General features: G+C 59.5%; 22 protein-coding genes, 1 tRNA gene and 1 pseudogene. 16 read left to right on the top strand and 8 right to left on the bottom strand.

Annotation, left to right across the window (positions count from 1 at the left end; translation table 11 throughout):
• Positions 1-30: 30 nt before the first annotated feature.
• Both prpB and AOA60_RS00530 read right to left on the bottom strand, forming a co-directional pair.
• Positions 31-924, bottom strand: coding sequence for a methylisocitrate lyase (gene prpB / locus AOA60_RS00525; RefSeq protein ID WP_099582716.1), 894 nt, complete (start codon positions 922-924; stop codon positions 31-33).
• Positions 921-1,631 (bottom strand): GntR family transcriptional regulator, encoded by a 711-nt coding sequence (locus AOA60_RS00530; protein ID WP_099582717.1) that lies wholly within the window; start codon positions 1,629-1,631, stop codon positions 921-923. Before AOA60_RS00530 ends, prpB begins: the two co-directional genes overlap by 4 nt.
• A 272-nt stretch (positions 1,632-1,903) precedes the next feature.
• Here AOA60_RS00530 and AOA60_RS00535 point away from each other — a divergent pair, with 272 nt between their 5' ends.
• The 6 genes from AOA60_RS00535 (at position 1,904) to AOA60_RS00560 (ending at position 7,064) form a co-directional block, all read left to right on the top strand.
• On the top strand, positions 1,904-2,437 hold the full coding sequence (locus AOA60_RS00535; protein WP_099582718.1) for an ATP-dependent zinc protease: 534 nt from the start codon (positions 1,904-1,906) through the stop codon (positions 2,435-2,437).
• A gap of 5 nt (positions 2,438-2,442) precedes the next feature.
• Entirely contained in the window at positions 2,443-3,975 is a 1,533-nt protein-coding gene (locus AOA60_RS00540; protein WP_099582719.1) for an inactive transglutaminase family protein, read from the top strand.
• Positions 3,975-4,961, top strand: a complete 987-nt coding sequence (locus AOA60_RS00545; RefSeq protein WP_032887562.1) for an alpha-L-glutamate ligase-like protein — start codon at positions 3,975-3,977, stop codon at positions 4,959-4,961. The genes AOA60_RS00540 and AOA60_RS00545 overlap by 1 nt, the downstream gene beginning before the upstream one ends.
• 99 nt (positions 4,962-5,060) lie before the next feature.
• A complete protein-coding gene (gene pabB, locus AOA60_RS00550; RefSeq protein WP_099582720.1) occupies positions 5,061-6,404 on the top strand; it encodes an aminodeoxychorismate synthase component I in 1,344 nt (447 codons plus the stop codon).
• A 61-nt stretch (positions 6,405-6,465) separates the two neighbouring features.
• Entirely contained in the window at positions 6,466-6,708 is a 243-nt protein-coding gene (locus AOA60_RS00555) for a type II toxin-antitoxin system HigB family toxin (protein ID WP_256592775.1), read from the top strand.
• Positions 6,708-7,064 carry a type II toxin-antitoxin system HigA family antitoxin gene (locus tag AOA60_RS00560; protein WP_099582721.1) on the top strand — a complete coding sequence of 119 codons (357 nt, stop codon included), beginning with the start codon at positions 6,708-6,710 and terminating at the stop codon, positions 7,062-7,064. The genes AOA60_RS00555 and AOA60_RS00560 overlap by 1 nt, the downstream gene beginning before the upstream one ends.
• Before the next feature lie 49 nt (positions 7,065-7,113).
• Here AOA60_RS00560 and thrH read toward each other — a convergent pair whose 3' ends face one another.
• Positions 7,114-7,731 carry a bifunctional phosphoserine phosphatase/homoserine phosphotransferase ThrH gene (thrH, locus tag AOA60_RS00565; protein ID WP_099582722.1) on the bottom strand — a complete coding sequence of 206 codons (618 nt, stop codon included), beginning with the start codon at positions 7,729-7,731 and terminating at the stop codon, positions 7,114-7,116.
• Positions 7,732-7,882: 151 nt separating this feature from the next.
• On the opposite strand from thrH, the gene AOA60_RS00570 reads away from it, so the two are divergent.
• The 3 genes from AOA60_RS00570 to AOA60_RS00580 all read left to right on the top strand — a co-directional run bounded on the left by AOA60_RS00570 (position 7,883) and on the right by AOA60_RS00580 (position 11,360).
• The gene (locus AOA60_RS00570) at positions 7,883-8,617 is read left to right on the top strand and encodes a phosphoadenylyl-sulfate reductase (RefSeq protein WP_099582723.1); all 735 of its coding nucleotides are present in this window, start codon (positions 7,883-7,885) and stop codon (positions 8,615-8,617) included.
• A 471-nt stretch (positions 8,618-9,088) separates the two neighbouring features.
• The gene (locus AOA60_RS00575) at positions 9,089-10,618 is read left to right on the top strand and encodes an NCS1 family nucleobase:cation symporter-1 (RefSeq protein WP_099582724.1); all 1,530 of its coding nucleotides are present in this window, start codon (positions 9,089-9,091) and stop codon (positions 10,616-10,618) included.
• A 13-nt stretch (positions 10,619-10,631) separates the two neighbouring features.
• On the top strand, positions 10,632-11,360 hold the full coding sequence (locus AOA60_RS00580; protein WP_099582725.1) for an aspartate/glutamate racemase family protein: 729 nt from the start codon (positions 10,632-10,634) through the stop codon (positions 11,358-11,360).
• Between the two features lie 27 nt (positions 11,361-11,387).
• On the opposite strand, the gene AOA60_RS00585 is transcribed toward AOA60_RS00580, so the two are convergent.
• Positions 11,388-12,311: a LysR family transcriptional regulator gene (locus AOA60_RS00585; RefSeq protein WP_099582726.1), complete on the bottom strand. Its 924-nt coding sequence runs from the start codon at positions 12,309-12,311 to the stop codon at positions 11,388-11,390.
• A 126-nt stretch (positions 12,312-12,437) separates the two neighbouring features.
• On the opposite strand from AOA60_RS00585, the gene AOA60_RS00590 reads away from it, so the two are divergent.
• Positions 12,438-13,184, top strand: coding sequence for a 3-oxoacyl-ACP reductase family protein (locus tag AOA60_RS00590; protein ID WP_099582727.1), 747 nt, complete (start codon positions 12,438-12,440; stop codon positions 13,182-13,184).
• Between the two features lie 66 nt (positions 13,185-13,250).
• Here AOA60_RS00590 and AOA60_RS00595 read toward each other — a convergent pair whose 3' ends face one another.
• Positions 13,251-13,937, bottom strand: coding sequence for an HAD-IA family hydrolase (locus tag AOA60_RS00595; protein WP_099582728.1), 687 nt, complete (start codon positions 13,935-13,937; stop codon positions 13,251-13,253).
• A gap of 109 nt (positions 13,938-14,046) precedes the next feature.
• Between AOA60_RS00595 and AOA60_RS00600 the strand changes: the two genes are divergently transcribed.
• From AOA60_RS00600 to AOA60_RS00615, 4 genes and pseudogenes are all read left to right on the top strand, one after another.
• Entirely contained in the window at positions 14,047-14,412 is a 366-nt protein-coding gene (locus tag AOA60_RS00600; RefSeq protein ID WP_099582729.1) for a DUF2784 domain-containing protein, read from the top strand.
• A gap of 54 nt (positions 14,413-14,466) precedes the next feature.
• Positions 14,467-15,045: a DUF4337 domain-containing protein gene (locus AOA60_RS00605; RefSeq protein ID WP_099582730.1), complete on the top strand. Its 579-nt coding sequence runs from the start codon at positions 14,467-14,469 to the stop codon at positions 15,043-15,045.
• Positions 15,046-15,137: 92 nt separating this feature from the next.
• Positions 15,138-15,266 (top strand): annotated as a pseudogene (locus AOA60_RS00610) ((Fe-S)-binding protein); the annotation flags it as partial.
• Between the two features lie 61 nt (positions 15,267-15,327).
• Complete coding sequence (locus AOA60_RS00615; protein ID WP_099582731.1) at positions 15,328-16,368, top strand: DMT family transporter; 1,041 nt, start codon at positions 15,328-15,330, stop codon at positions 16,366-16,368.
• A 71-nt stretch (positions 16,369-16,439) separates the two neighbouring features.
• Here AOA60_RS00615 and AOA60_RS00620 read toward each other — a convergent pair whose 3' ends face one another.
• From AOA60_RS00620 to AOA60_RS00630, 3 genes are all read right to left on the bottom strand, one after another.
• On the bottom strand, positions 16,440-16,898 hold the full coding sequence (locus AOA60_RS00620) for a DUF2442 domain-containing protein (RefSeq protein WP_099582732.1): 459 nt from the start codon (positions 16,896-16,898) through the stop codon (positions 16,440-16,442).
• Positions 16,899-16,901: 3 nt separating this feature from the next.
• Positions 16,902-17,135: a DUF4160 domain-containing protein gene (locus AOA60_RS00625; protein WP_099582733.1), complete on the bottom strand. Its 234-nt coding sequence runs from the start codon at positions 17,133-17,135 to the stop codon at positions 16,902-16,904.
• Between the two features lie 239 nt (positions 17,136-17,374).
• Positions 17,375-17,464, bottom strand: a tRNA-Ser gene (locus AOA60_RS00630).
• A 319-nt stretch (positions 17,465-17,783) separates the two neighbouring features.
• Between AOA60_RS00630 and AOA60_RS00635 the strand changes: the two genes are divergently transcribed.
• Positions 17,784-18,476 carry a crotonase/enoyl-CoA hydratase family protein gene (locus AOA60_RS00635; RefSeq protein WP_032887461.1) on the top strand — a complete coding sequence of 231 codons (693 nt, stop codon included), beginning with the start codon at positions 17,784-17,786 and terminating at the stop codon, positions 18,474-18,476.
• A gap of 212 nt (positions 18,477-18,688) precedes the next feature.
• Entirely contained in the window at positions 18,689-19,411 is a 723-nt protein-coding gene (locus tag AOA60_RS00640; protein WP_099582734.1) for a 1-acylglycerol-3-phosphate O-acyltransferase, read from the top strand.
• Positions 19,412-19,464 lie beyond the last annotated feature (53 nt).

The following is a 19,464-nucleotide window of genomic DNA, read 5'->3' on the forward strand; positions in this document are numbered from 1 at the left end:
AATCTTGTAGTTATTCAGGGAGGCCGTTCGTTACTTTTTCGCGGCGAACAGCGCGTCGAGCTTCTGCTCGAAGGTGTGGTAGTCGATGCGGTCGTAAAGCTCCATGCGGGTTTGCATGGTGTCGATCACGTTCTGTTGGGTGCCGTCGCGACGGATCGCGGTGTAGACGTTCTCGGCGGCCTTGTTCATGGCGCGGAAGGCCGAGAGCGGGTACAGCACCAGGGAAACATCGGCAGATTTCAACTGTTCGGTGGTGTACAGCGGGGTCGAACCGAATTCAGTGATGTTGGCCAGGATCGGCGCTTTCACCCGGGCGGCAAACAGCTTGTACATCTCAAGTTCGGTGATGGCCTCCGGGAACACCATGTCGGCGCCGGCCTCGATACAGGCGGCGGCGCGCTCCAGCGCGGACTCCAGGCCCTCGACGGCGAGGGCGTCGGTGCGCGCCATGATCACGAAGCTGTCATCCGTGCGCGCATCCACGGCGGCCTTGATGCGGTCGACCATTTCCTGCTGGGACACGATTTCTTTGTTCGGGCGATGACCGCAGCGCTTGGCACCGACCTGGTCTTCGATATGAATAGCAGCGGCGCCGAACTTGATCATCGACTTGACGGTGCGCGCCACGTTGAACGCCGACGAGCCGAAACCGGTGTCCACGTCCACCAGCAGCGGCAGGTCACACACGTCGGTGATGCGGCGTACGTCGGTGAGCACGTCGTCCAGGCCGGTGATGCCCAGGTCAGGCACGCCCAGGGAGCCGGCCGCAACGCCGCCGCCCGACAGATAAATCGCCTTGAAGCCCGCACGCTTGGCCAGCAGCGCATGGTTGGCGTTGATTGCGCCGACGACCTGCAACGGCTGTTCGCTGGCGACCGCGTCACGGAAACGCTGGCCGGGTGTGCTTTTATTATTCGAACTCATGACTCACCTCTATCAGGGGCACCGTCCGGGAAGTGACGGGCAATGTTGCGTTTGGACGCGCCGATATGACGGCGCATCAGCAGTTCGGCCAGTTCACCGTCGCGATCGGCAATCGCATCAAGAATGCGGTGGTGCTCGGCAAAGGCCTGGCGTGGACGATTGGGAGTGGCGGAGAACTGGATGCGGTACATGCGCACCAACTGGTACAGCTCGCCGCAAAGCATTTGGGTCAGGGTGCGGTTACCGGCGCCTTGAATGATCCGGTAATGAAAATCGAAGTCGCCTTCCTGCTGGTAATAGCCGACACCGGCCTGGAACGCGGCATCCCGTTCGTGGGTGTGCAGCACCTGGCGCAGCTCTTCGATTTCAGCGTCAGTCATGCGCTCGGCGGCTAGGCGGCAGGCCATGCCTTCCAGGGACTCGCGGATCTCATACAGCTCGACCAGCTCGGCGTGGCTCAAGGACACCACTCTAGCGCCGACGTGAGGCACGCGGACCAGCAGGCGCTGGCCTTCCAGGCGATGGATCGCCTCGCGCAACGGGCCACGGCTGATGCCGTAGGTGCGCGCCAGCTCAGGCTCGGAAATCTTGCTGCCGGGGGCAATCTCACCCTTGACGATGGCGGCCTGGATGCGCCGGAAGACGTTCTCGGACATGGTCTGGGAATCGTCCTGCGCCACCACCGGCGTTTGCAGCTGATCCAGCATATTGTCGACACCTTTAAAAGCAATGTGGCAAAAACTAGCTAATCAGACCTGCATAGTCAAAGAATAAATCCACATTGTCGACAATCGTCTAATAACCACGGCTAACCTCTCTCAAGGCATGGCCGCCTGCCAGCGCTGGCGCCAAAAAAGCATCATGTTAGAATGCCCGCCGAATTTGCCTGACATCATTGGATGAAACGGCGCACGAGGGAGCTTGCGCAGTAATGCCAGTCGCCTTGAATTGAACATCGCACTGCATCGCCTCAGGATCTATGAGACTCAAGCCCTTTTCCCTGTTTTGCCTACTGTTCGTACCGGGCCTTGGCGTTGCCGCCGAGAAGACCGTGTATGGCCTCAACGAATACGCCCAATTGGCTGGCATCAACCTGGAAGTCGCCGCCAAGCTGGACACCGGCGCCAAGACCGCCTCCCTCAGCGCCCGCGATATCAAGCGTTTCAAGCGCAACGGCGAATCCTGGGTGCGTTTCTACCTGGCGATCGACACCGCCCATTCCCACCCCATCGAACGCCCCCTGGCCCGCGTCAGCAAGATCAAGCGCCGTGCCGGCGATTACGACCCCGATGAGGACAAGAACTACACCGCCCGACCAGTGATTGCCCTGGATATCTGCATGGGCACCGCTTTACGCAGCATCGAAGTGAACTTGACTGACCGCAGCGCATTCCAATACCCGCTGCTGATCGGCTCCGAAGCGTTGAAACGCTTTGATGCGCTGGTCGACCCCAGTCTTAAATACGCAGCAGGCAAACCCGCCTGCGCCGCCGACGCTCATACCGCCGAGTAAACCGAATGCGCTCTCTTACCCTGCACCTGAAAATCCTGATCGCCATCCTGGTGGTGCTGGGTATTTCGGTCACCGCCTACCAGATCTTCGTGCTGGGCATTCCTGTCACCGAGGACGCCACCGACGACCTGTGGAACATCGACGCCAAGGTCGAGTTCGTCGCCAACCCGAAGGACCCGGTAAAGATCCAGATGTTCGTGCCGCCGTTGAGCCGCGACTTTGTCAGCCTCAATGAGAGTTTTATCTCGAATAACTACGGGGTGAGCGTCAACCGTACCGACGGCAACCGCAAGGTCACCTGGTCTGCCCGCCGGGCCAAGGGTAACCAGACCCTGTATTACCGCCTGGTGCTGACCAAGCGTTACAGCGGCGAAAAAACCAAGATCAAGGGCCCGACCTTCCGCGACAGCATTGCCGTGGAAGGCCCTGAAAAAATCGCCGCCGAAGCCCTGCTGGCGCCGATCCGCCAGCACTCGGCCGACGTCGAAACCTTTATTACCGAAGCCATCAAGCGCACCAACAACCTCAACGACGACAATGTGAAGCTGCTGCTGGCGGGCGACCCTTCCGTACCGCACAAGGCCAAGATCGTCGAGTTGCTGCTGTCGATAGCCCATGTGCCGGTGGAAAAGGTCCACACCATCCGCCTGGTCGCCGACCAGCCGCAATCCCCGGAACTGTGGCTGCGCAGCTTCAATGGCAATGACTGGCTGTACTTCAATCCGGAAACCGGCGAACAGGGCCTGCCCACCGACCGCCTGCTGTGGTGGACCGGCGATGAAAACCTGATCACGGTCGACGGCGGCAAGAAGGCCATGGTGACGTTCAGTCTGAACAACAGCGAAATGAACGCAATTCGCCTGGCCAAGCTGACCGACGAGAACACCGACGCCAACTTCCTCGAATACTCGCTGTATGGCCTGCCGCTGCAAACCCAGCAGACGTTCATGATCATGGTGATGATCCCGATTGGCGTGCTGGTGATTCTGATCCTGCGCAACTTGATCGGCCTGCAGACCCTGGGCACGTTCACGCCGGTGCTGATTGCCCTGGCGTTCCGCGAAACGCAGCTGGGCTTCGGGATTGTGCTGTTTACGATCATCACGGCGCTGGGGCTGTCGCTGCGGTCCTACCTGGAACACTTGAAGTTGCAGATGCTGCCGCGACTGTCGGTGGTGCTGACATTCGTGGTGGTGCTTATCGCGGCCATCAGCCTGTTCAGCCATAAACTCGGCCTGGAACGCGGGCTGTCGGTGGCGCTGTTCCCGATGGTGATCCTGACCATGACCATCGAACGCCTGTCGATCACCTGGGAAGAGCGCGGGGCCAACCATGCGCTCAAGGTGGCGATTGGTACGTTGTTCGCTGCTTCCCTGGCGCACCTGATCATGAGCGTGCCCGAGCTGGTGTACTTCGTGTTCACCTTCCCCGCGATCCTTTTGATCCTGGTGGGCTTCATGCTGGCCATGGGTCGTTATCGCGGCTACCGCCTGACCGAGTTGGTGCGTTTCAAGGCGTTCTTGAAGGCTGACTCATAATGTTCGGCTTCTGGAAGACCTGGAAAGCCCTGGAAGCGCGGGGAATCATGGGCATCAACCGGCGTAATGCCGACTACGTGCTCAAGTACAACAAACGCAGCCTGTACCCGATCGTGGATGACAAGATCATCACCAAGGAACGGGCGATCGCTGCCGGCATCCATGTGCCGGAAATGTACGGGGTGATCTCGACCGAAAAAGAAATCGACAAGCTCGATGAAATTATCGGCGGGCGCAGCGACTTCGTGATCAAGCCGGCCCAGGGCGCGGGCGGCGACGGTATTTTGGTGGTAGCCGACCGTTTCGAAGGGCGCTATCGCACGGTGTCCGGCAAGATCATCAGCCATGAGGAAATCGAACATCAGATTTCCAGCATCCTCACCGGCCTGTATTCCCTGGGCGGCCACCGCGACCGTGCGCTGATCGAGTACCGCGTGGTGCCCGACCAGATCTTCAAGAGCATCAGTTACGAAGGCGTGCCGGATATCCGCATCATTGTGCTGATGGGCTACCCGGTGATGGCCATGTTGCGCTTGCCGACCCGCCAATCCGGCGGCAAGGCCAACCTGCACCAGGGCGCGATTGGCGTCGGTGTGGACCTGGCCACCGGCCTGACCCTGCGCGGCACCTGGCTGAACAACATCATCACCAAACACCCCGATACCACCAATGCGGTGGATGGCGTGCAACTGCCCAACTGGGACGGCTTCATGAAACTGGCCGCTGGCTGTTACGAGCTGTGCGGGCTGGGCTATATCGGTGTGGACATGGTGCTGGATCAGGAAAAAGGCCCGCTGATCCTCGAACTGAATGCGCGGCCAGGGCTGAACATCCAGATCGCCAACGACTGCGGCCTGACCTTGCGCACCCACGCGGTAGAAGCACGACTGGAAGCGCTGAAAGCCGCCGGCGTGACGGAAACCCCGGAAGAGCGAGTCAAGTTCGTGCAGGAAATGTTTGGGCATATTCCCCCTGTAGAGGGCTGATCCAGCCTTCAATCTGTCTATCCCCGACATCCCCCCTAGGAGCAAGCCCTACGGGGGACTACAATCCCCTCCCCCGCGCCTTGGCTGATCCACCCTCGCATGTCGACCTGTTCCGTACACCCGCTGCCCTATCGGGCCAACCCCGCCGAGTACTTTGCGGCGATTCGCCATGCCCCCGGCGCGGTGCTGCTCGACAGCGGTCGACCGGCGGCCGAACGCGGTCGTTATGACCTGCTCAGCGCCTGGCCTGAGGCGACTCTAGCGGTGGATCCCGACGAAAGCGGCAGCCACTTCCTACAGCGGTTACGGAAAAACCTTTCACAGCTGGGTGAGGCGAGATTGCCCGACGGCTACGAGTTGCCGTTTGCCGGCGGCTTGATCGGCTACCTGAGCTACGACTTTGGCCGACACTTGGAACAGCTGCCCCAGCTGGCCGTGGATGATTTGCACCTGCCGGATGCGCGTTTCGGGCTGTATGCCTGGGCACTGATCAGTGATCACTCGGCGCAGACCAGCCAACTGGTATTTCACCCGGCGCTGGCCGATAGCGAACGGCAGCGGCTGATCACCTTGTTCAGCGGTGACGTTGCCGCCGCCCCTGCACGCTTCACATTGCAGGGCCCCATGGCAGCGGATCTCAGCGTCGCGGCTTACCGCCTGGCCATTGAACGCATCCAGGACTACATCCAGGCCGGCGACTGCTATCAGGTCAACTTCGCCCAGCGTTTTCGCGCACCGTGCAGCGGTGATCCCTGGGTCGCCTATTGCGCCTTGCGCGAAGCCTGCCCGACGCCCTTCTCCGGGTTCCAGAGCCTGCCGAATAACGGCGCGGTAGTGAGCCTGTCACCCGAGCGTTTCGTGCGCATCAGCGAACGCCAGGTCGAAACCCGCCCGATCAAAGGCACCCGCCCCCGCGGAGCTACGCCTGAAGAAGACGCCGCCCACGCCACCGAACTGCTGGCCAGCCCCAAGGATCGCGCGGAAAACCTGATGATCGTCGACCTGCTGCGCAATGACCTCGGCCGCACCTGCCGCACCGGCTCGGTGAGCGTGCCGGAGTTGTTCAGCCTGGAAAGCTACCCCAACGTGCACCACCTGGTGAGCAGCGTGATCGGCGAATTGGCCGACGACAAAGACGCCCTCGACCTGATCGCCGGCAGCTTCCCCGGCGGCTCCATCACCGGCGCGCCGAAGATTCGCGCCATGCAGATCATCGACGAACTGGAACCGACCCGACGCGGTTTGTATTGCGGTTCGCTGGTGTACCTGGACGTGCGCGGCGAGATGGACAGCTCCATTGCCATCCGTAGTTTGCTGGTCAAGGACGGCCAGGTGTGCTGCTGGGGCGGCGGTGGGATCGTGGCGGATTCCGAGTGGGAGGCGGAGTATCAGGAGTCGCTGACGAAGGTGCGGGTTTTGTTACACACTTTGGAAAGCCTGTAGTACACAGCTACTTCCTGGATCACATGAAGCGACTGCCTATTCGTCAGGAATTATTCCGAGATTGCATCTCCACGCCACCACCTCCAATATCTCCCAAAACGGGAGGACCACTTATCCCACGCCACAAGCACTGAAGGCAGAGCTCAGGACAGCGAGCATCCTCAAAGGCGGCAGGGTTGTATTCAACGTCGGCGGCAACAAGTATCGAGTGATCATGGCGATCGATTATCAGCGACAACTTGGGTTCATCCGTTTCGTGGGGACCCATGCGCAGTACGACCAGATCAATGTGGAGACCGTGTAATGAACATCAAACCCATACATTCCCAGGAAGACCTGACGGCTGCGCTCGCACGGGTGGAGCAGCTCTGGGGGGCGCAGATCGGCTCGCCAGAGGGTGACGAGCTGGAGATTCTTGCCGTACTCATTGAAAAGTACGAAGCGGAACATTTTCCAATGCCACCTTCTGATCCGGTGGAAGCCATTCGGTTTCGCATGGAGCAGCTCGGCATGACGGCTCGCGACCTGGAGCCATTCATCGGCACCAGCGGACGGGTGTCAGAGGTGTTGAACCATAAGCGCAAGCTCAGCCTGTCGATGATCAAGCGGCTGCATGAAGGCTTGAGCATTCCTTACGAGCGGTTGCTGGCAGAGGGATAAGCGATGGCGGGGCTTGCCCCCGATAGGGCCATCAGCATCACAAAATGACTTACAGGCTCAACTGCCGATTCGACGCCTTGATGAACTCTTTCTTCAGATCCTCAAACGTGTGCACCGCCGGAAACTGCGGGAACTCACGGATCACATTTTCCGGCGCATGGAACAGGATCCCACGGTCCGCTTCACCCAGCATGGTGGTGTCGTTGTAGGAATCGCCGGCGGCGATCACGCGGTAGTAGAGCGTCTTGAACGCCAGCACCGACTGGCGCTTGGGGTCTTTCTGGCGCAGTTGGTAGCTCACCACGCGGTCGGTTTCGTCGGTGATCAGCCGGTGGCACAGCAGAGTCGGGAAACCCAGTTGGCGCATCAGCGGCTGGGAGAATTCGTAGAAGGTGTCGGACAAAATCACCACCTGGAAACGCTCGCGCAGCCAATTGACGAATTCGATGGCGCCGTCCAGTGGCTTGAGCGTGGCGATCACGGCCTGGATGTCGGCGAGCTTGAGGCCATGTTCGTCGAGGATACGCAGACGTTGCTGCATCAGCACGTCGTAGTCGGGAATGTCCCGGGTGGTGGCCCGCAGCGATTCAATACCGGTTTTTTCGGCGAAGGCGATCCAGATTTCCGGAACCAGCACCCCTTCCAGGTCAAGACAGGCAATTTCCACAAGACACTCCTATTGGATGTTATTGGTTGAGCGAGCAAAAGGACTGCCGAACTCTAGCGATTCAAGCTCCCCGCCGCAACGCAGAGCGGATTTTGATACCATCGCTCCCCTATAGAGCGCTCAGCGCCACTGACCTGTAGGAACCGTCCTGATGAACCAAGCCTTCGATGTCGCTGAACTCGCCGCGACTTACGCCAACAAATCCGCCCAGGACATTCTCAAACTGGCGTTCAGCCAGTTCGGCGATGACCTGTGGATCTCCTTCAGCGGTGCCGAGGACGTGGTGCTGGTGGACATGGCCTGGAAGCTGAACAAGAACGTCAAGGTGTTCAGCCTCGACACCGGCCGCCTGCACCCGGAGACCTACCGGTTTATCGAGCAGGTGCGTGACTTCTACAAGATCGATATCGAACTGATCTCGCCGGACCAGAGCAAGCTGGAACCCTTCGTCAAGGAAAAGGGCCTGTTCAGCTTCTATAAGGACGGCCATGGCGAATGCTGTGGCGTGCGCAAGATCGAGCCGCTCCGTCGCAAGCTGTCCGGCGTGAAGGCCTGGGCCACCGGCCAACGCCGTGACCAGAGCCCAGGCACGCGCAGCCAGGTGGCGGCGCTGGAGATCGATACCGCCTTTTCCACCCCGGAACGCACCCTGTACAAGTTCAACCCGCTGGCGCAGATGAGCAGCGAGGAGATCTGGGGGTACATCCGCATGCTGGAATTGCCTTACAACAGCCTGCATGAGCGTGGGTTTATCAGCATCGGCTGCGAGCCGTGCACCCGGCCTGTGCTGCCGAACCAGCATGAGCGAGAGGGTCGTTGGTGGTGGGAAGAGGCCACGCAGAAGGAATGCGGGCTGCATGCGGGGAATATCATCAGCAAGGCCTAAGGGCTGACGCAGTTGGAAAATGTGGGAGGGGGCTTGCCCCCGATGGCTGAGTGTCATGCACTGCATCAGTGACTGACACACCGCTATCGGGGGCAAGCCCCCTCCCACATTTTGTTTTGGGTGGAGTGTTAGAGATGTACACACGCATGTAACCATCGGTGCCATTTATGTGTGCAATCTGCCTTGACCCGCACCATAACGTAACACTCTCCCCGGCTTATCGATTGCTCCGGTGAATCCACCGCTCGCAACCAAAAAATAAATAGCTGTTCAAACGGTCAATTTATATCTCTTTGAATTCAGCTATTTATTTAACCATCCTATAAAAACGAAATTACCCACGATTTTCATAGATCGGAAACTGGCACGTATGTGGCTTAAGGTTAAATGCGCTTTGTATACAATAAATACAAAACCTACATACACTTTGCCGTCTGCGGACTTCCAGCAGATGTGCTGGAGCCTGCCGGAATGCGTACAAGCCTCTCGAACAATATCGCACTGGATCTGCCCTCCTCTGCCCTGAACCCAGACGCCGCAAGCCCCGGCCCCTTGGTGCTCAGCCCACGCCTGCACAACAAAGACCTCGCGCCAACCAAGGTCGAAGGCCGACGCTGGGGGCGCTACAGCATCTTTGCGCTGTGGACCAACGACGTGCACAACATCGCCAACTATTCGTTCGCGATAGGCCTATATGCGTTGGGACTGGGCGGTTGGCAGATCCTGCTGTCCCTGGGGATCGGTGCGGCGCTGGTGTACTTTTTCATGAACCTTTCGGGGTATATGGGGCAGAAGACCGGTGTTCCGTTCCCGGTAATCAGCCGCATCAGTTTCGGCATTCACGGCGCGCAGATTCCCGCGTTGATCCGGGCAGTGATTGCGATTGCCTGGTTTGGTATCCAGACCTACCTGGCCTCGGTGGTTTTCCGCGTGCTGCTGACGGCGATTCATCCAGGGTTTGCTGACTATGACCACAACTCGATCCTCGGCCTGTCATCCCTTGGCTGGGCGTGTTTTGTGGCCATCTGGTTCGTGCAACTGGTGATCCTGGCCTACGGCATGGAGATGGTGCGGCGTTATGAAGGCTTCGCCGGACCGGTGATTTTGCTGACGGTGGCCGCGCTGGCCGGCTGGATGTACTTCCAGGCGGGCGGCAACATTGCCTGGTCGATCCGCGAGCCGCTGAGCGGTGGCGAGATGTGGCGCAATATCTTTGCCGGTGGCGCACTGTGGCTGTCGATCTACGGCACGCTGATCCTCAACTTCTGCGACTTCGCCCGTTCCTCGCCCTGCCGCAGGACGATCCAGATCGGCAACTTCTGGGGCCTGCCGGTGAACATCCTGGTGTTCGCCGCGATCACCGTGCTGTTGTGCGGCGGGCAGTTCCAACTCAACGGCCGGGTGATCGAAAGCCCGACCGAAATCATCGCGGCCATCCCCAATACCTTCTTCCTCGTGCTGGGCTGCCTGGCGTTCCTGATCGTCACCGTGGCGGTAAACATCATGGCCAACTTCGTTGCGCCCGCCTTTGTGCTGAGCAACCTGGCGCCCAAGTACCTGAACTTCCGTCGTGCCGGCCTGATCAGCGCCACTGTGGCGGTGTTGATCCTGCCGTGGAATCTCTACAACAGCCCGCTGGTGATCGTGTACTTCCTCTCCGGCCTGGGCGCGCTGCTGGGGCCGTTGTACGGGGTGATCATGGTCGACTACTGGCTGATCCGTAAAAGCCAGGTGGACGTACCGCAGTTGTACAGCGAAGACCCGAAAGGCGTTTATTACTACAGCCGAGGGGTCAATTTACGCGCGGTGGCAGCGTTTGTTCCTGCAGCCGTGATCGCCATTCTGCTGGCGCTGCTGCCAGGGTTTGCCAGCGTCTCGCCGTTTTCCTGGTTGTTTGGCGCCGGTATTGCAGGGCTGCTGTACCTGCTGATCGCCAAACGCCAGCCGTTCTACGCCGATGTCAGCGGCGAAAGCATTGCAGTCGATAACGTCAGTCATTAAACAAGGACATTCCATGCGCATCCTCGTGGTCAACGTCAACACCACCGAATCCATTACCGACACCATCGCCCAGCAAGCGCGGGGCGTGGCGTCACCGGGCACCGAGATTGTCGGGCTCACGCCTTTCTTCGGCGCCGAATCGGTGGAAGGCAACTTTGAAAGCTACCTGGCCGCCATTGCCGTGATGGACCGGGTCATGGCCTACGACCAGCCGTTCGATGCCGTGATCCAGGCCGGCTACGGCGAACATGGCCGCGAAGGCCTGCAGGAGTTGTTGAACGTACCGGTGGTGGACATCACCGAAGCCGCCGCCAGCACGGCGATGTTCCTGGGCCATGCCTATTCGGTGGTGACCACCCTGGACCGCACGGTGCCACTGATTGAAGACCGCCTGAAACTCGCCGGTCTGTACCAACGCTGCGCCTCAGTGCGGGCCAGTGGCATGGCGGTCCTGGAGCTGGAAGAAGACCCATTGGCCGCCATGGAAGCCATCGTGCGCCAGGCGGAACTGGCCATTCGCGAGGACAAAGCGGAGGTGATCTGCCTGGGCTGCGGCGGCATGGCGGGATTGGATGAGCAGATCAGACAACGCACCGGAGTACCGGTGGTGGATGGGGTGACGGCGGCGGTGACCATTGCCGAGTCGCTGGTGCGGTTGGGGTTGTCGACGTCGAAGGTCAGGACTTATGCGACGCCACGGCCGAAGAGGTTCATTGGTTGGCCCGGCATGTTCGGCCGCTGAAGGTCCAAAATGTGGAATCGTCCCACATTAGATCGCGCTGAATTGTTGTGCCAAACCCTGCTCGGCAAACCGCTCAATGATGAAATCCACAAACGCCCGGGTTTTACCGGGCAGTAACTTGTGCTCGGCGTAGTAAATGGAAATATTGCCGTCGTCGACATACCAGTCCGGCAACACCCGCACCACCGCGCCGCTGCCGAGGAACGGCACGGCCATCGGCATGCTCACCAGCGCAACGCCCAGACCCTGGGCGCTGGCACAGCAGGCGGCTTCGGAGTCGCTCATGGTCATGCCGGGCTTGAGCACCAGCGGGCGGTGTTCACGCTCGCGGCTGGTCAATTGCCAGGAGCGTACGCGGCCGGTCTGCGGCGAGCGGATGAGGATGCCATCGCAGTGCGCCAGGTCCTCGGGCGCCACTACCGGCGGGCACTGCGCCAGGTAAGCAGCAGACGCCACCAGTACCCGATGCGCCGGGGTCAACCTGCGCGCCACCACGCCCTGGGGCAGCTCAAAACCACCGCCAATTGCAGCATCGAAGCCTTGGTCGATCAGATCGACCTGGCGGTTATCAAAATGCCAGTCCGGACTGATATCCGGAAAGCGGCGCATAAACTCCCCCAGCAGCGGCACCACATAACGATTGCCGAACACCGTGCCCATGCTGACTTTGAGCGTGCCCACCGGCCGCCCTTCGGCACTGGCCAGGTTGGCCACGGCGTTCTGGATGGTGGTGAGGCTGCCGCTGACCTCTTCGAGGAACAGCTTGCCCGCTTCGGTCAGCGTAAGGCGCCGGGTACTGCGCTGGAACAGCCGCACACCGAGGCGCGCTTCCAGCTTGGCGACACTTTTACCGACCGCTGCCGGAGTCAGGCTAAGGTGCCGCGCCGCTTCGGCAAAGCTGCCGCCTTCGGCGCTGCGCACGAAGCATTCGATACTGCCAAAGCTCTCCATCTGCACCAACTCTAAACTTTTGGTTTACACAGACTATAGCAACCACGGTCTACCGGTAGGGTTGGGTGAGGTCGATACTCGACTCCAACAACAAGGCATACCGCCTTGAACAGCCAGGAGATCGACATGACCACACTCAACCTCAGCGGTAAAGTCGCCTTGATTCAAGGCGGTTCCCGCGGCATCGGCGCCGCCATCGTCAAGCGCCTTGCCGCACAAGGTGCAACCGTCGCCTTTACCTACGTCAGCTCGGCGGCCAAGGCCGAAGAACTGCAAAACAGCGTGATCAGTGCCGGCGGCAAAGCCCTGGCGATCCACGCTGACAGCGCAGACGCGACAGCGATTCGCAATGCAGTCAACGCCACCGTCGAAGCCTTTGGACGCCTGGATATTCTGGTGAACAACGCGGGCGTACTGGCCATCGCACCGCTGGAAGACTTCAAGCTGGAAGACTTCGACCAGACCCTGGCAATCAACGTGCGCAGCGTGTTTATCGCTACCCAGGAAGCGGCAAAACATATGGGTGAAGGTGGCCGCGTGATCAACATCGGCAGCACCAATGCCGAGCGCATGCCATTTGGCGGTGGCGGGCCGTATGCGATGAGCAAGGCGGCGCTGGTGGGGTTGACCAAGGGTCTGGCGCGGGACCTGGGGCCGCGGGGCATCACCATCAATAATGTGCAACCTGGGCCGGTGGACACGGATATGAACCCGGCGAACAGCGATTTTGCCGAGAGCCTGATGGCGCTGATGGCGGTGGGGCGTTACGGGCATGTGGAAGAGATCGCCAGTTTCGTGGCGTACCTGGCCGGGCCGGAAGCGGGGTATATCACCGGTGCCAGCCTGACCATTGATGGCGGGTTCAGCGCCTGATAGTTCGGGAGCAATGAAATCAAATGTGGGAGGGGCTCCGTCCCACATTTTCTGCCCTGCGGTGAATCAGGACATCGGTGGCAAACCATAAACCGCCAGGTCAAAGTCCGCCAGCTTGCGGATGATCTGGTCGGCGTGGTGGTACTTGCTGTCAGCCATGGCTTCATCGGGCACGGCGATGGCGGTCATATGAGCGGCCTTCGCAGCGGTGACGCCGAACGGTGAATCTTCAAACACCAGGCAATCCTGCGGCGCCACACCCAGGCGGCGGGCGGCGGTGAGGAAAATATCCGGCGCAGGTTTCGCGGCGCCCACCTCGGGGTCGTCGGCGGTGACAATGGTACCGAACAGGCTGAACCACTCGCGGTGCAACGTGGTTTTGTGACCAAACGAATTGCGCGACGAACTGGTGCCCACGGCAATCGGAATATTGTGCGCCTTCAAATGCCGCACCAACGCCTCCGCACCGGGCATGCCCAGAGCCCTGGGAAAACGTTCACTCATCAACGGTTCGCGAATTTTCAGAAACTCGGCCGGCGTAATCGGCAAGTCCAGGGCCTTGACCACGTACTCCGCCAAGTCCTGCGCCCCGCGACCAATAATGTGCTGTTTGATCCCCCAGTCATAGGTACGGCCATAACGCTCGGCGATGATCTGCGTGACTTCGGTGTAGATGCCTTCAGTGTCCAGCAACAACCCGTCCATATCGAAAATCACAGCCTTGATCGGGGCAACGGTACGCGGTGGATTCATCACAACAGATCCTTGGGGCGAAGGACTAAAAGGATTCAGCACAATAACGGCCCCACTTACCTGCGGGCAACCCTTTAGACTATGCCCTCCCCCTTTTGAAGCACACACAATGCTCTACCGCCTAGCTGCCGACAGCCTCGTGCTGTTCCACCTTTGCTTCATCCTGTTCGTCTTGTTCGGCGGGCTGCTGGCCCTAAAGTGGCGGCCGGTTATCTGGCTGCACCTGCCCGCCGCCGCGTGGGGCGTGGCCGTCGAGGTTTTCCACCTGCCCTGCCCACTGACGCGCTGGGAAAACCTGCTTCGCCATCTCGCCGGTCAAGACGGCTATGGCGGCGGGTTTATCGAACACTACATTGTTGCGCTCATCTACCCAGCGGGGCTGACCCCGCAGATTCAACTGGGGCTGGGTGCCTTGGTGTTGTTGATCAACATCGCGGTGTATACGCAGCTGATTCGGCGTTACGTACAGGCTTGAGACAGCCGCAGAGGTGAAGAATCAGACCCCCTCAGTCCGTTCATAGCCGCCACCATGTCCGAAGCCTTCGAAGTCCCCAGCCCCCACGAAAAACACATCGAACACACCACTGAACATGCCCACGCACGCGGGGACAATTTCGCCAGCCGCATCGCCGTCATGACCGCGCTGATGGCCACCCTCGGCGCCATGCTCAGCTACCAGGCCGGCTCCACCGAAAGCGAAGCGGCGATGGACAAAAACAACGCGGCCATCTTCAAGACCGAAGCCGCCAACCAGTGGAACTACTACCAGGCCAAATCCAGCCGCCAGAACCTGGCGGAACTGGCCACCCATATTCCGGGCGTGGACGCCGCGCATTACAAGGATGAAATCGAACGCTACAAAAGCCAGAAGGAAGACGTGCGCCAGCAGGCAGAAAAGCTTGAGGCCACCTCGCGGGAATGGGATGAAAAATCAGAGCAGGCTTTGCACCAGCACCACCGCTGGGCCCAGGCGATGACCGCGATTCAGATCGCGATTTCGTTGGCGGCGATTACGTTGCTCACACGCAAGGAGTGGTTGAAGCGCATGGCGTATACGGCGGCGGGCGTGGCAGTGGTGTTAGGCAGCCTGGCCGGGCTGCATCTTTGATATTTTCATTTGGGCCCGCTACCTCAATCGCTATATAGTAAATGTCATAGCGCTATCAAGGAGAGACCGGTGTCCGCATGTGCTACGCCCAGGCCATTCATCGCGGCGGCGACCTGGGAGATTTCGAGCACTACCCCAATGCCAGGTTGTGGATCCTGGAGATCCAGATCGCGCACCCGAGCAGACCTTACGGCGCTTTCTACGAAGACTTACTCGCTTAACTGCCGAAGATTTAACCAGGGCGAGCGACGTATCATGGGTCCACCTTTCGAGGAAGTGCCCATGAACCTCAGCATTGTTTACGCGCTGGCGGCAGCCGCCCTGTTCGGCGCCAGTACCCCGCTTGCCAAAAATCTCGGCCTGGGTCTTTCACCGGTGTTGCTCGCCGGCCTGCTCTACCTCGGCAGCGGCATCGGACTCGCCGGCGTACGCCTTGTCCGTGACCGCGGCTGGAAATCCTCCGGCCTCACCCCCACCGAATGGCCATGGCTGCTCGGCGCCATCGCCTTCGGCGGCATCCTCGGCCCCGTGGCCCTGATGTTCGGCCTCACCCGCACCACTGGCGCGACCGCGTCCCTGATGCTCAACCTCGAATCGGTGTTGACCGCCGTGATCGCCTGGCTGGTATTCAGAGAAAACGCCGACCGCCGAATCGTGCTTGGGATGATCGCAATTGTGTTGGGCGGCGTTGCGCTGTCATGGCCCGAAGGCGGTGGCAGCAGCCATGACTGGACAGGCCCCCTGGCAGTCGCGCTCGCCTGCTTGTGTTGGGGCATCGACAACAACCTGACGCGCAAAGTGTCGGCATCCGACGCGTTGTTTATCGCAAGTACCAAGGGGTTGATCGCAGGTGTAGTAAATGCGGCAGTGGCGCTCTATCTCGGCGCGCAGATCCCCGGAGCGGCACAACTCGCGCCGATCTTGCTGGTTGGATTTCTAGGGTATGGCATCAGCCTGGTCATGTTTGTACTGGCATTGCGTGGACTGGGCAGTGCACGCACCGGGGCATACTTTTCGACCGCACCGTTCCTGGGTGCCGCGATTGCAATGCTGGTGTTGGGGGAATCGGTGACGACGGCGTTCTGGATCGCTTCAGCGCTGATGGCCGTGGGCGTGTGGCTGCACCTGACGGAGCGGCACGCCCATGAACATCAGCATGAGGCGACGGAACACGGACATCGGCATGTGCATGATGAACATCATCAGCATGAGCATGGGTTTGAGTGGGATCCGGATGTGCCCCACAGCCATGTGCATGTGCACAGCCCGGTGAGGCATAGTCATGCGCATTTTCCGGATGTGCATCATCGGCATAGGCATTAGAAGCGGGGTCACCACAGGATGAATCAAGGCGGCTCAATGGGCCGCCCTTCGTTATGCAATACAGGCCCGGCTTATGCGTGGCGCCCCGTATAACCCTTGCGCTCATACTCCCATCCCCTGCACGCCAAACCCACGTGCTTAGGAATCAACGCAGCACCACTGCTATAAGCCGTGATAGTCCTGCGAGAGAAACCCAGCTCCACAGCCGCTGCGGAAAGGGACAAATTGTTACTCAGCATCCACGCTCTGAAATCCTGCGTCAGCATGACCTCGCCAGATTGCTCCAACGCCAAACGGTGAAGCGTGACGGATGACAGTTCAAGGTCATCACCCCATGTCACATCAAAGCCCCACTCCCCCACCTCGGCTTGGCCGAATCGAGCCAGATCCAGAAGCGGCTTGAGAACGGGAAAAGTATTTATATGATCAACGAGATCAACCGTGTGTCGCTTGCCGTTACTCCACTCGATCTCTAAGGCATGCTTGCCGGCAACTGGTCGCACAGCAGAGATGCGAAGCTTGCTGGTCATAAGTCAGTTCCTCCGGTTTTGTTCATCCCATACGCGCTTAAGATCAGCGACATGGGCTTTTGCCCAAAGCAGGACGGCTTTCAATGCCTTGGCGTCAGCGCCCGAGCCGATCACCACCAGCCCTTCTATCTGAACCAACGACTCACCATTTGGCGTCTGCACATGAAAATGCGGCGGCGCGTGGTCGTCGGGATAGATTTTTATTTTCCAGTTTCGTTCACCGTGAAGGGTAGCCATGAGGGCAGATGCTAGAGAAAAATTTTCCCTAGCACAACAGCGGTTTCACATGCTGGATACCAAACCCTTCAGGCTTCTATGCCAGCGAAACCAGAAGCGATGCTGCCGTACTCAGTGAAATTGCACCGCTCTGCACGGACAGGACGACAGGGCAATCCAGACGCCAAGCCTTTTCAATCCCCAGAAATCACAAAACCCCTGGCTTCTTTCGAAACCAGGGGTTTTGTTTATATCGAATTTGGCGGTGAAGGAGAGATTCGAACTCTCGATACAATTTCTTGTATACACACTTTCCAGGCGTGCTCCTTAAGCCACTCGGACACTTCACCGTATCTCGTCAAACAAGTTCAGTCTGTCGAGGCGCGCTAATGTAGTCGAAAGCCTTTCTGATGGCAAAGGTTTTTTTGAGAATTTTCATGCGGTTAGGCAGTTATGCAGGAATGGTCCCGGTACAGCGCGGTGATTGTGCCAATCTCGGGCAGGGTTTTGATGGTCTAGGCTGGGTGCTGTGCCCTGTTGCAGGCCATTTGCGACCGGGAATGCGGGAAAAGGCTGACTGGCCAGTCAGTCACGGCGCTTTACCGGGGCAGGCGTGGTGGGTAACGTCTGCTGCATTCTTCTATAACAAGTCCTACAAGGAACCGCGTCATGAGTGAGTTGATTGCCTACCACCTCGAAGACGGTATTGCGACCCTGACCCTGAGCAATGGCAAGGTGAATGCCATTTCTCCGGATGTGGTCAGTGCGTTTAATACGGCGCTGGATCAGGCCGAGAAAGATCGGGCAGTGGTGGTGATCACCGGGACGCCGGGGATTTTGTCGGGTGGTTATGATTTGAAGGTGATGACGGCAGGCCCTAAAGAGGCCATCGGCCTGGTGACGTCGGGCTCGACGTTGGCGCGCCGCCTGTTGTCGCACCCCTTCCCGGTGATTGTGGCGTGCCCTGGGCATGCGGTGGCCAAGGGCGCGTTCCTGTTGCTGTCGGCGGATTACCGGATTGGTGTGGAGGGCCCGTTCAGCATCGGCCTGAATGAAGTGGCGATCGGCATGACCATGCACCACGCCGGGATCGAGCTGGCGCGGGATCGCCTGCGTAAGTCGGCGTTCCACCGCTCGGTGATCAATGCCGAGATGTTTGACCCGCAGGGCGCATTGCAGGCCGGTTTCCTCGATAAGGTGGTGGCGCCTGAAGAGTTGCACGCGGCCGCACTGGAAGCGGCGCGCCAGTTGAAAAAGATCAATATGAACGCCCACAAGCACACTAAGCTGAAGGTGCGTAAGGCTCTGCTTGAAGCCTTGGACGATGCGATTATTCAGGATCAGGGGCACAACCTGAGCTAAATCCCACACCTGCTGTGCCAGAGCCCGACCTTGTGTCGGGCTTTTTCTTACACGCAAATCCGAAACGCCCTCAACCGCTCTAGCCAGCCAGTGTTGGCACATGTTGAAACATGCACTTAAACATCGCCTATCTCCGACCTCTACCCGGCTAATTGCCGAAGACAGTGCACATCCGTACACTGCGCCACCTTTTGTCCCGATAGGCCGTGTCGATGCTTTTTCTGCTGCGTATGTTGTTGATGAGCCTGCACTTTATGGTGGCGGGCGTGCTGGGGGTGCTGCTGGGTATCTGCCGGCCGTTCAACCCGGACAACAGTCGGCTGTGCGCGCGTTTATATGCACTGCCCGCAATGCGCATCTTGGGGCTGAACGTGAAGGCCGATGTCGACTCGTTGCGCAACAAGCCCGGCACCTGTGTGGTGATCGCCAACCACCAGTCCAACTATGACCTGTTCGTGGTCGGCAATGTGGTGCCCTACCGCACGGTGTGTATCGCGAAAAAGAGCCTGAAATGGGTGCCGTTGTTCGGCCAGTTGTTCTGGCTGGCGGGCAATGTGTTGATTGACCGCGGCAATGCGCACAAGGCGCGTCGTGCGATGTTGACCACCACCCATACGCTGCAACACAAAGACACGTCGATCTGGGTGTTCCCGGAAGGCACGCGCAATCTGGGCAAGGGCCTGCTGCCCTTCAAGAAAGGCGCGTTTCACATGGCGATTGCGGCGGGCGTACCCATCGTGCAGGTGTGCGTCAGCAATTATGTTGTCCATATGAAGCTCAATCGCTGGAACAGTGGTGATGTGCTCATACGTTCGTTGCCGCCAGTTCCTACAGCCGGGCTGACGGTGGATGACGTCCCGGCGTTGATGCAGGCGTGTCAGGCGCAGATGGATGAATGTATTGCGCAGATGGATCGCGAAGTGCAATCCGCCTGAACACCGTTGAGGCGCGCTTCGCACCCCAGCACGAGCCAGCTCGCTCGCCACAC

It is taken from the genome of Pseudomonas sp. 2822-17 (assembly GCF_002742485.1).
In the GTDB taxonomy this organism is placed as follows: domain Bacteria; phylum Pseudomonadota; class Gammaproteobacteria; order Pseudomonadales; family Pseudomonadaceae; genus Aquipseudomonas; species Aquipseudomonas cyclaminis.

Bases quoted from the DNA above. Each gene is read 5' to 3' on its own strand.
- AOA60_RS00605 (WP_099582730.1), top strand. From the start codon at position 14,467: ATGTCCGAAGCCTTCGAAGTCCCCAGCCCCCACGAAAAACACATCGAA.
- AOA60_RS00545 (WP_032887562.1), top strand. From the start codon at position 3,975: ATGTTCGGCTTCTGGAAGACCTGGAAAGCCCTGGAAGCGCGGGGAATC.
- AOA60_RS00615 (WP_099582731.1), top strand. From the start codon at position 15,328: ATGAACCTCAGCATTGTTTACGCGCTGGCGGCAGCCGCCCTGTTCGGC.
- AOA60_RS00570 (WP_099582723.1), top strand. From the start codon at position 7,883: ATGAACCAAGCCTTCGATGTCGCTGAACTCGCCGCGACTTACGCCAAC.
- pabB (WP_099582720.1), top strand. From the start codon at position 5,061: ATGTCGACCTGTTCCGTACACCCGCTGCCCTATCGGGCCAACCCCGCC.
- AOA60_RS00540 (WP_099582719.1), top strand. From the start codon at position 2,443: ATGCGCTCTCTTACCCTGCACCTGAAAATCCTGATCGCCATCCTGGTG.
- AOA60_RS00575 (WP_099582724.1), top strand. From the start codon at position 9,089: ATGCGTACAAGCCTCTCGAACAATATCGCACTGGATCTGCCCTCCTCT.
- AOA60_RS00620 (WP_099582732.1), bottom strand. From the start codon at position 16,898: ATGACCAGCAAGCTTCGCATCTCTGCTGTGCGACCAGTTGCCGGCAAG.
- AOA60_RS00600 (WP_099582729.1), top strand. From the start codon at position 14,047: ATGCTCTACCGCCTAGCTGCCGACAGCCTCGTGCTGTTCCACCTTTGC.
- AOA60_RS00595 (WP_099582728.1), bottom strand. From the start codon at position 13,937: ATGAATCCACCGCGTACCGTTGCCCCGATCAAGGCTGTGATTTTCGAT.
- AOA60_RS00640 (WP_099582734.1), top strand. From the start codon at position 18,689: ATGCTTTTTCTGCTGCGTATGTTGTTGATGAGCCTGCACTTTATGGTG.
- AOA60_RS00590 (WP_099582727.1), top strand. From the start codon at position 12,438: ATGACCACACTCAACCTCAGCGGTAAAGTCGCCTTGATTCAAGGCGGT.
- AOA60_RS00635 (WP_032887461.1), top strand. From the start codon at position 17,784: ATGAGTGAGTTGATTGCCTACCACCTCGAAGACGGTATTGCGACCCTG.
- AOA60_RS00625 (WP_099582733.1), bottom strand. From the start codon at position 17,135: ATGGCTACCCTTCACGGTGAACGAAACTGGAAAATAAAAATCTATCCC.
- prpB (WP_099582716.1), bottom strand. From the start codon at position 924: ATGAGTTCGAATAATAAAAGCACACCCGGCCAGCGTTTCCGTGACGCG.
- AOA60_RS00560 (WP_099582721.1), top strand. From the start codon at position 6,708: ATGAACATCAAACCCATACATTCCCAGGAAGACCTGACGGCTGCGCTC.
- AOA60_RS00580 (WP_099582725.1), top strand. From the start codon at position 10,632: ATGCGCATCCTCGTGGTCAACGTCAACACCACCGAATCCATTACCGAC.
- AOA60_RS00585 (WP_099582726.1), bottom strand. From the start codon at position 12,311: ATGGAGAGCTTTGGCAGTATCGAATGCTTCGTGCGCAGCGCCGAAGGC.
- AOA60_RS00535 (WP_099582718.1), top strand. From the start codon at position 1,904: ATGAGACTCAAGCCCTTTTCCCTGTTTTGCCTACTGTTCGTACCGGGC.
- AOA60_RS00530 (WP_099582717.1), bottom strand. From the start codon at position 1,631: ATGCTGGATCAGCTGCAAACGCCGGTGGTGGCGCAGGACGATTCCCAG.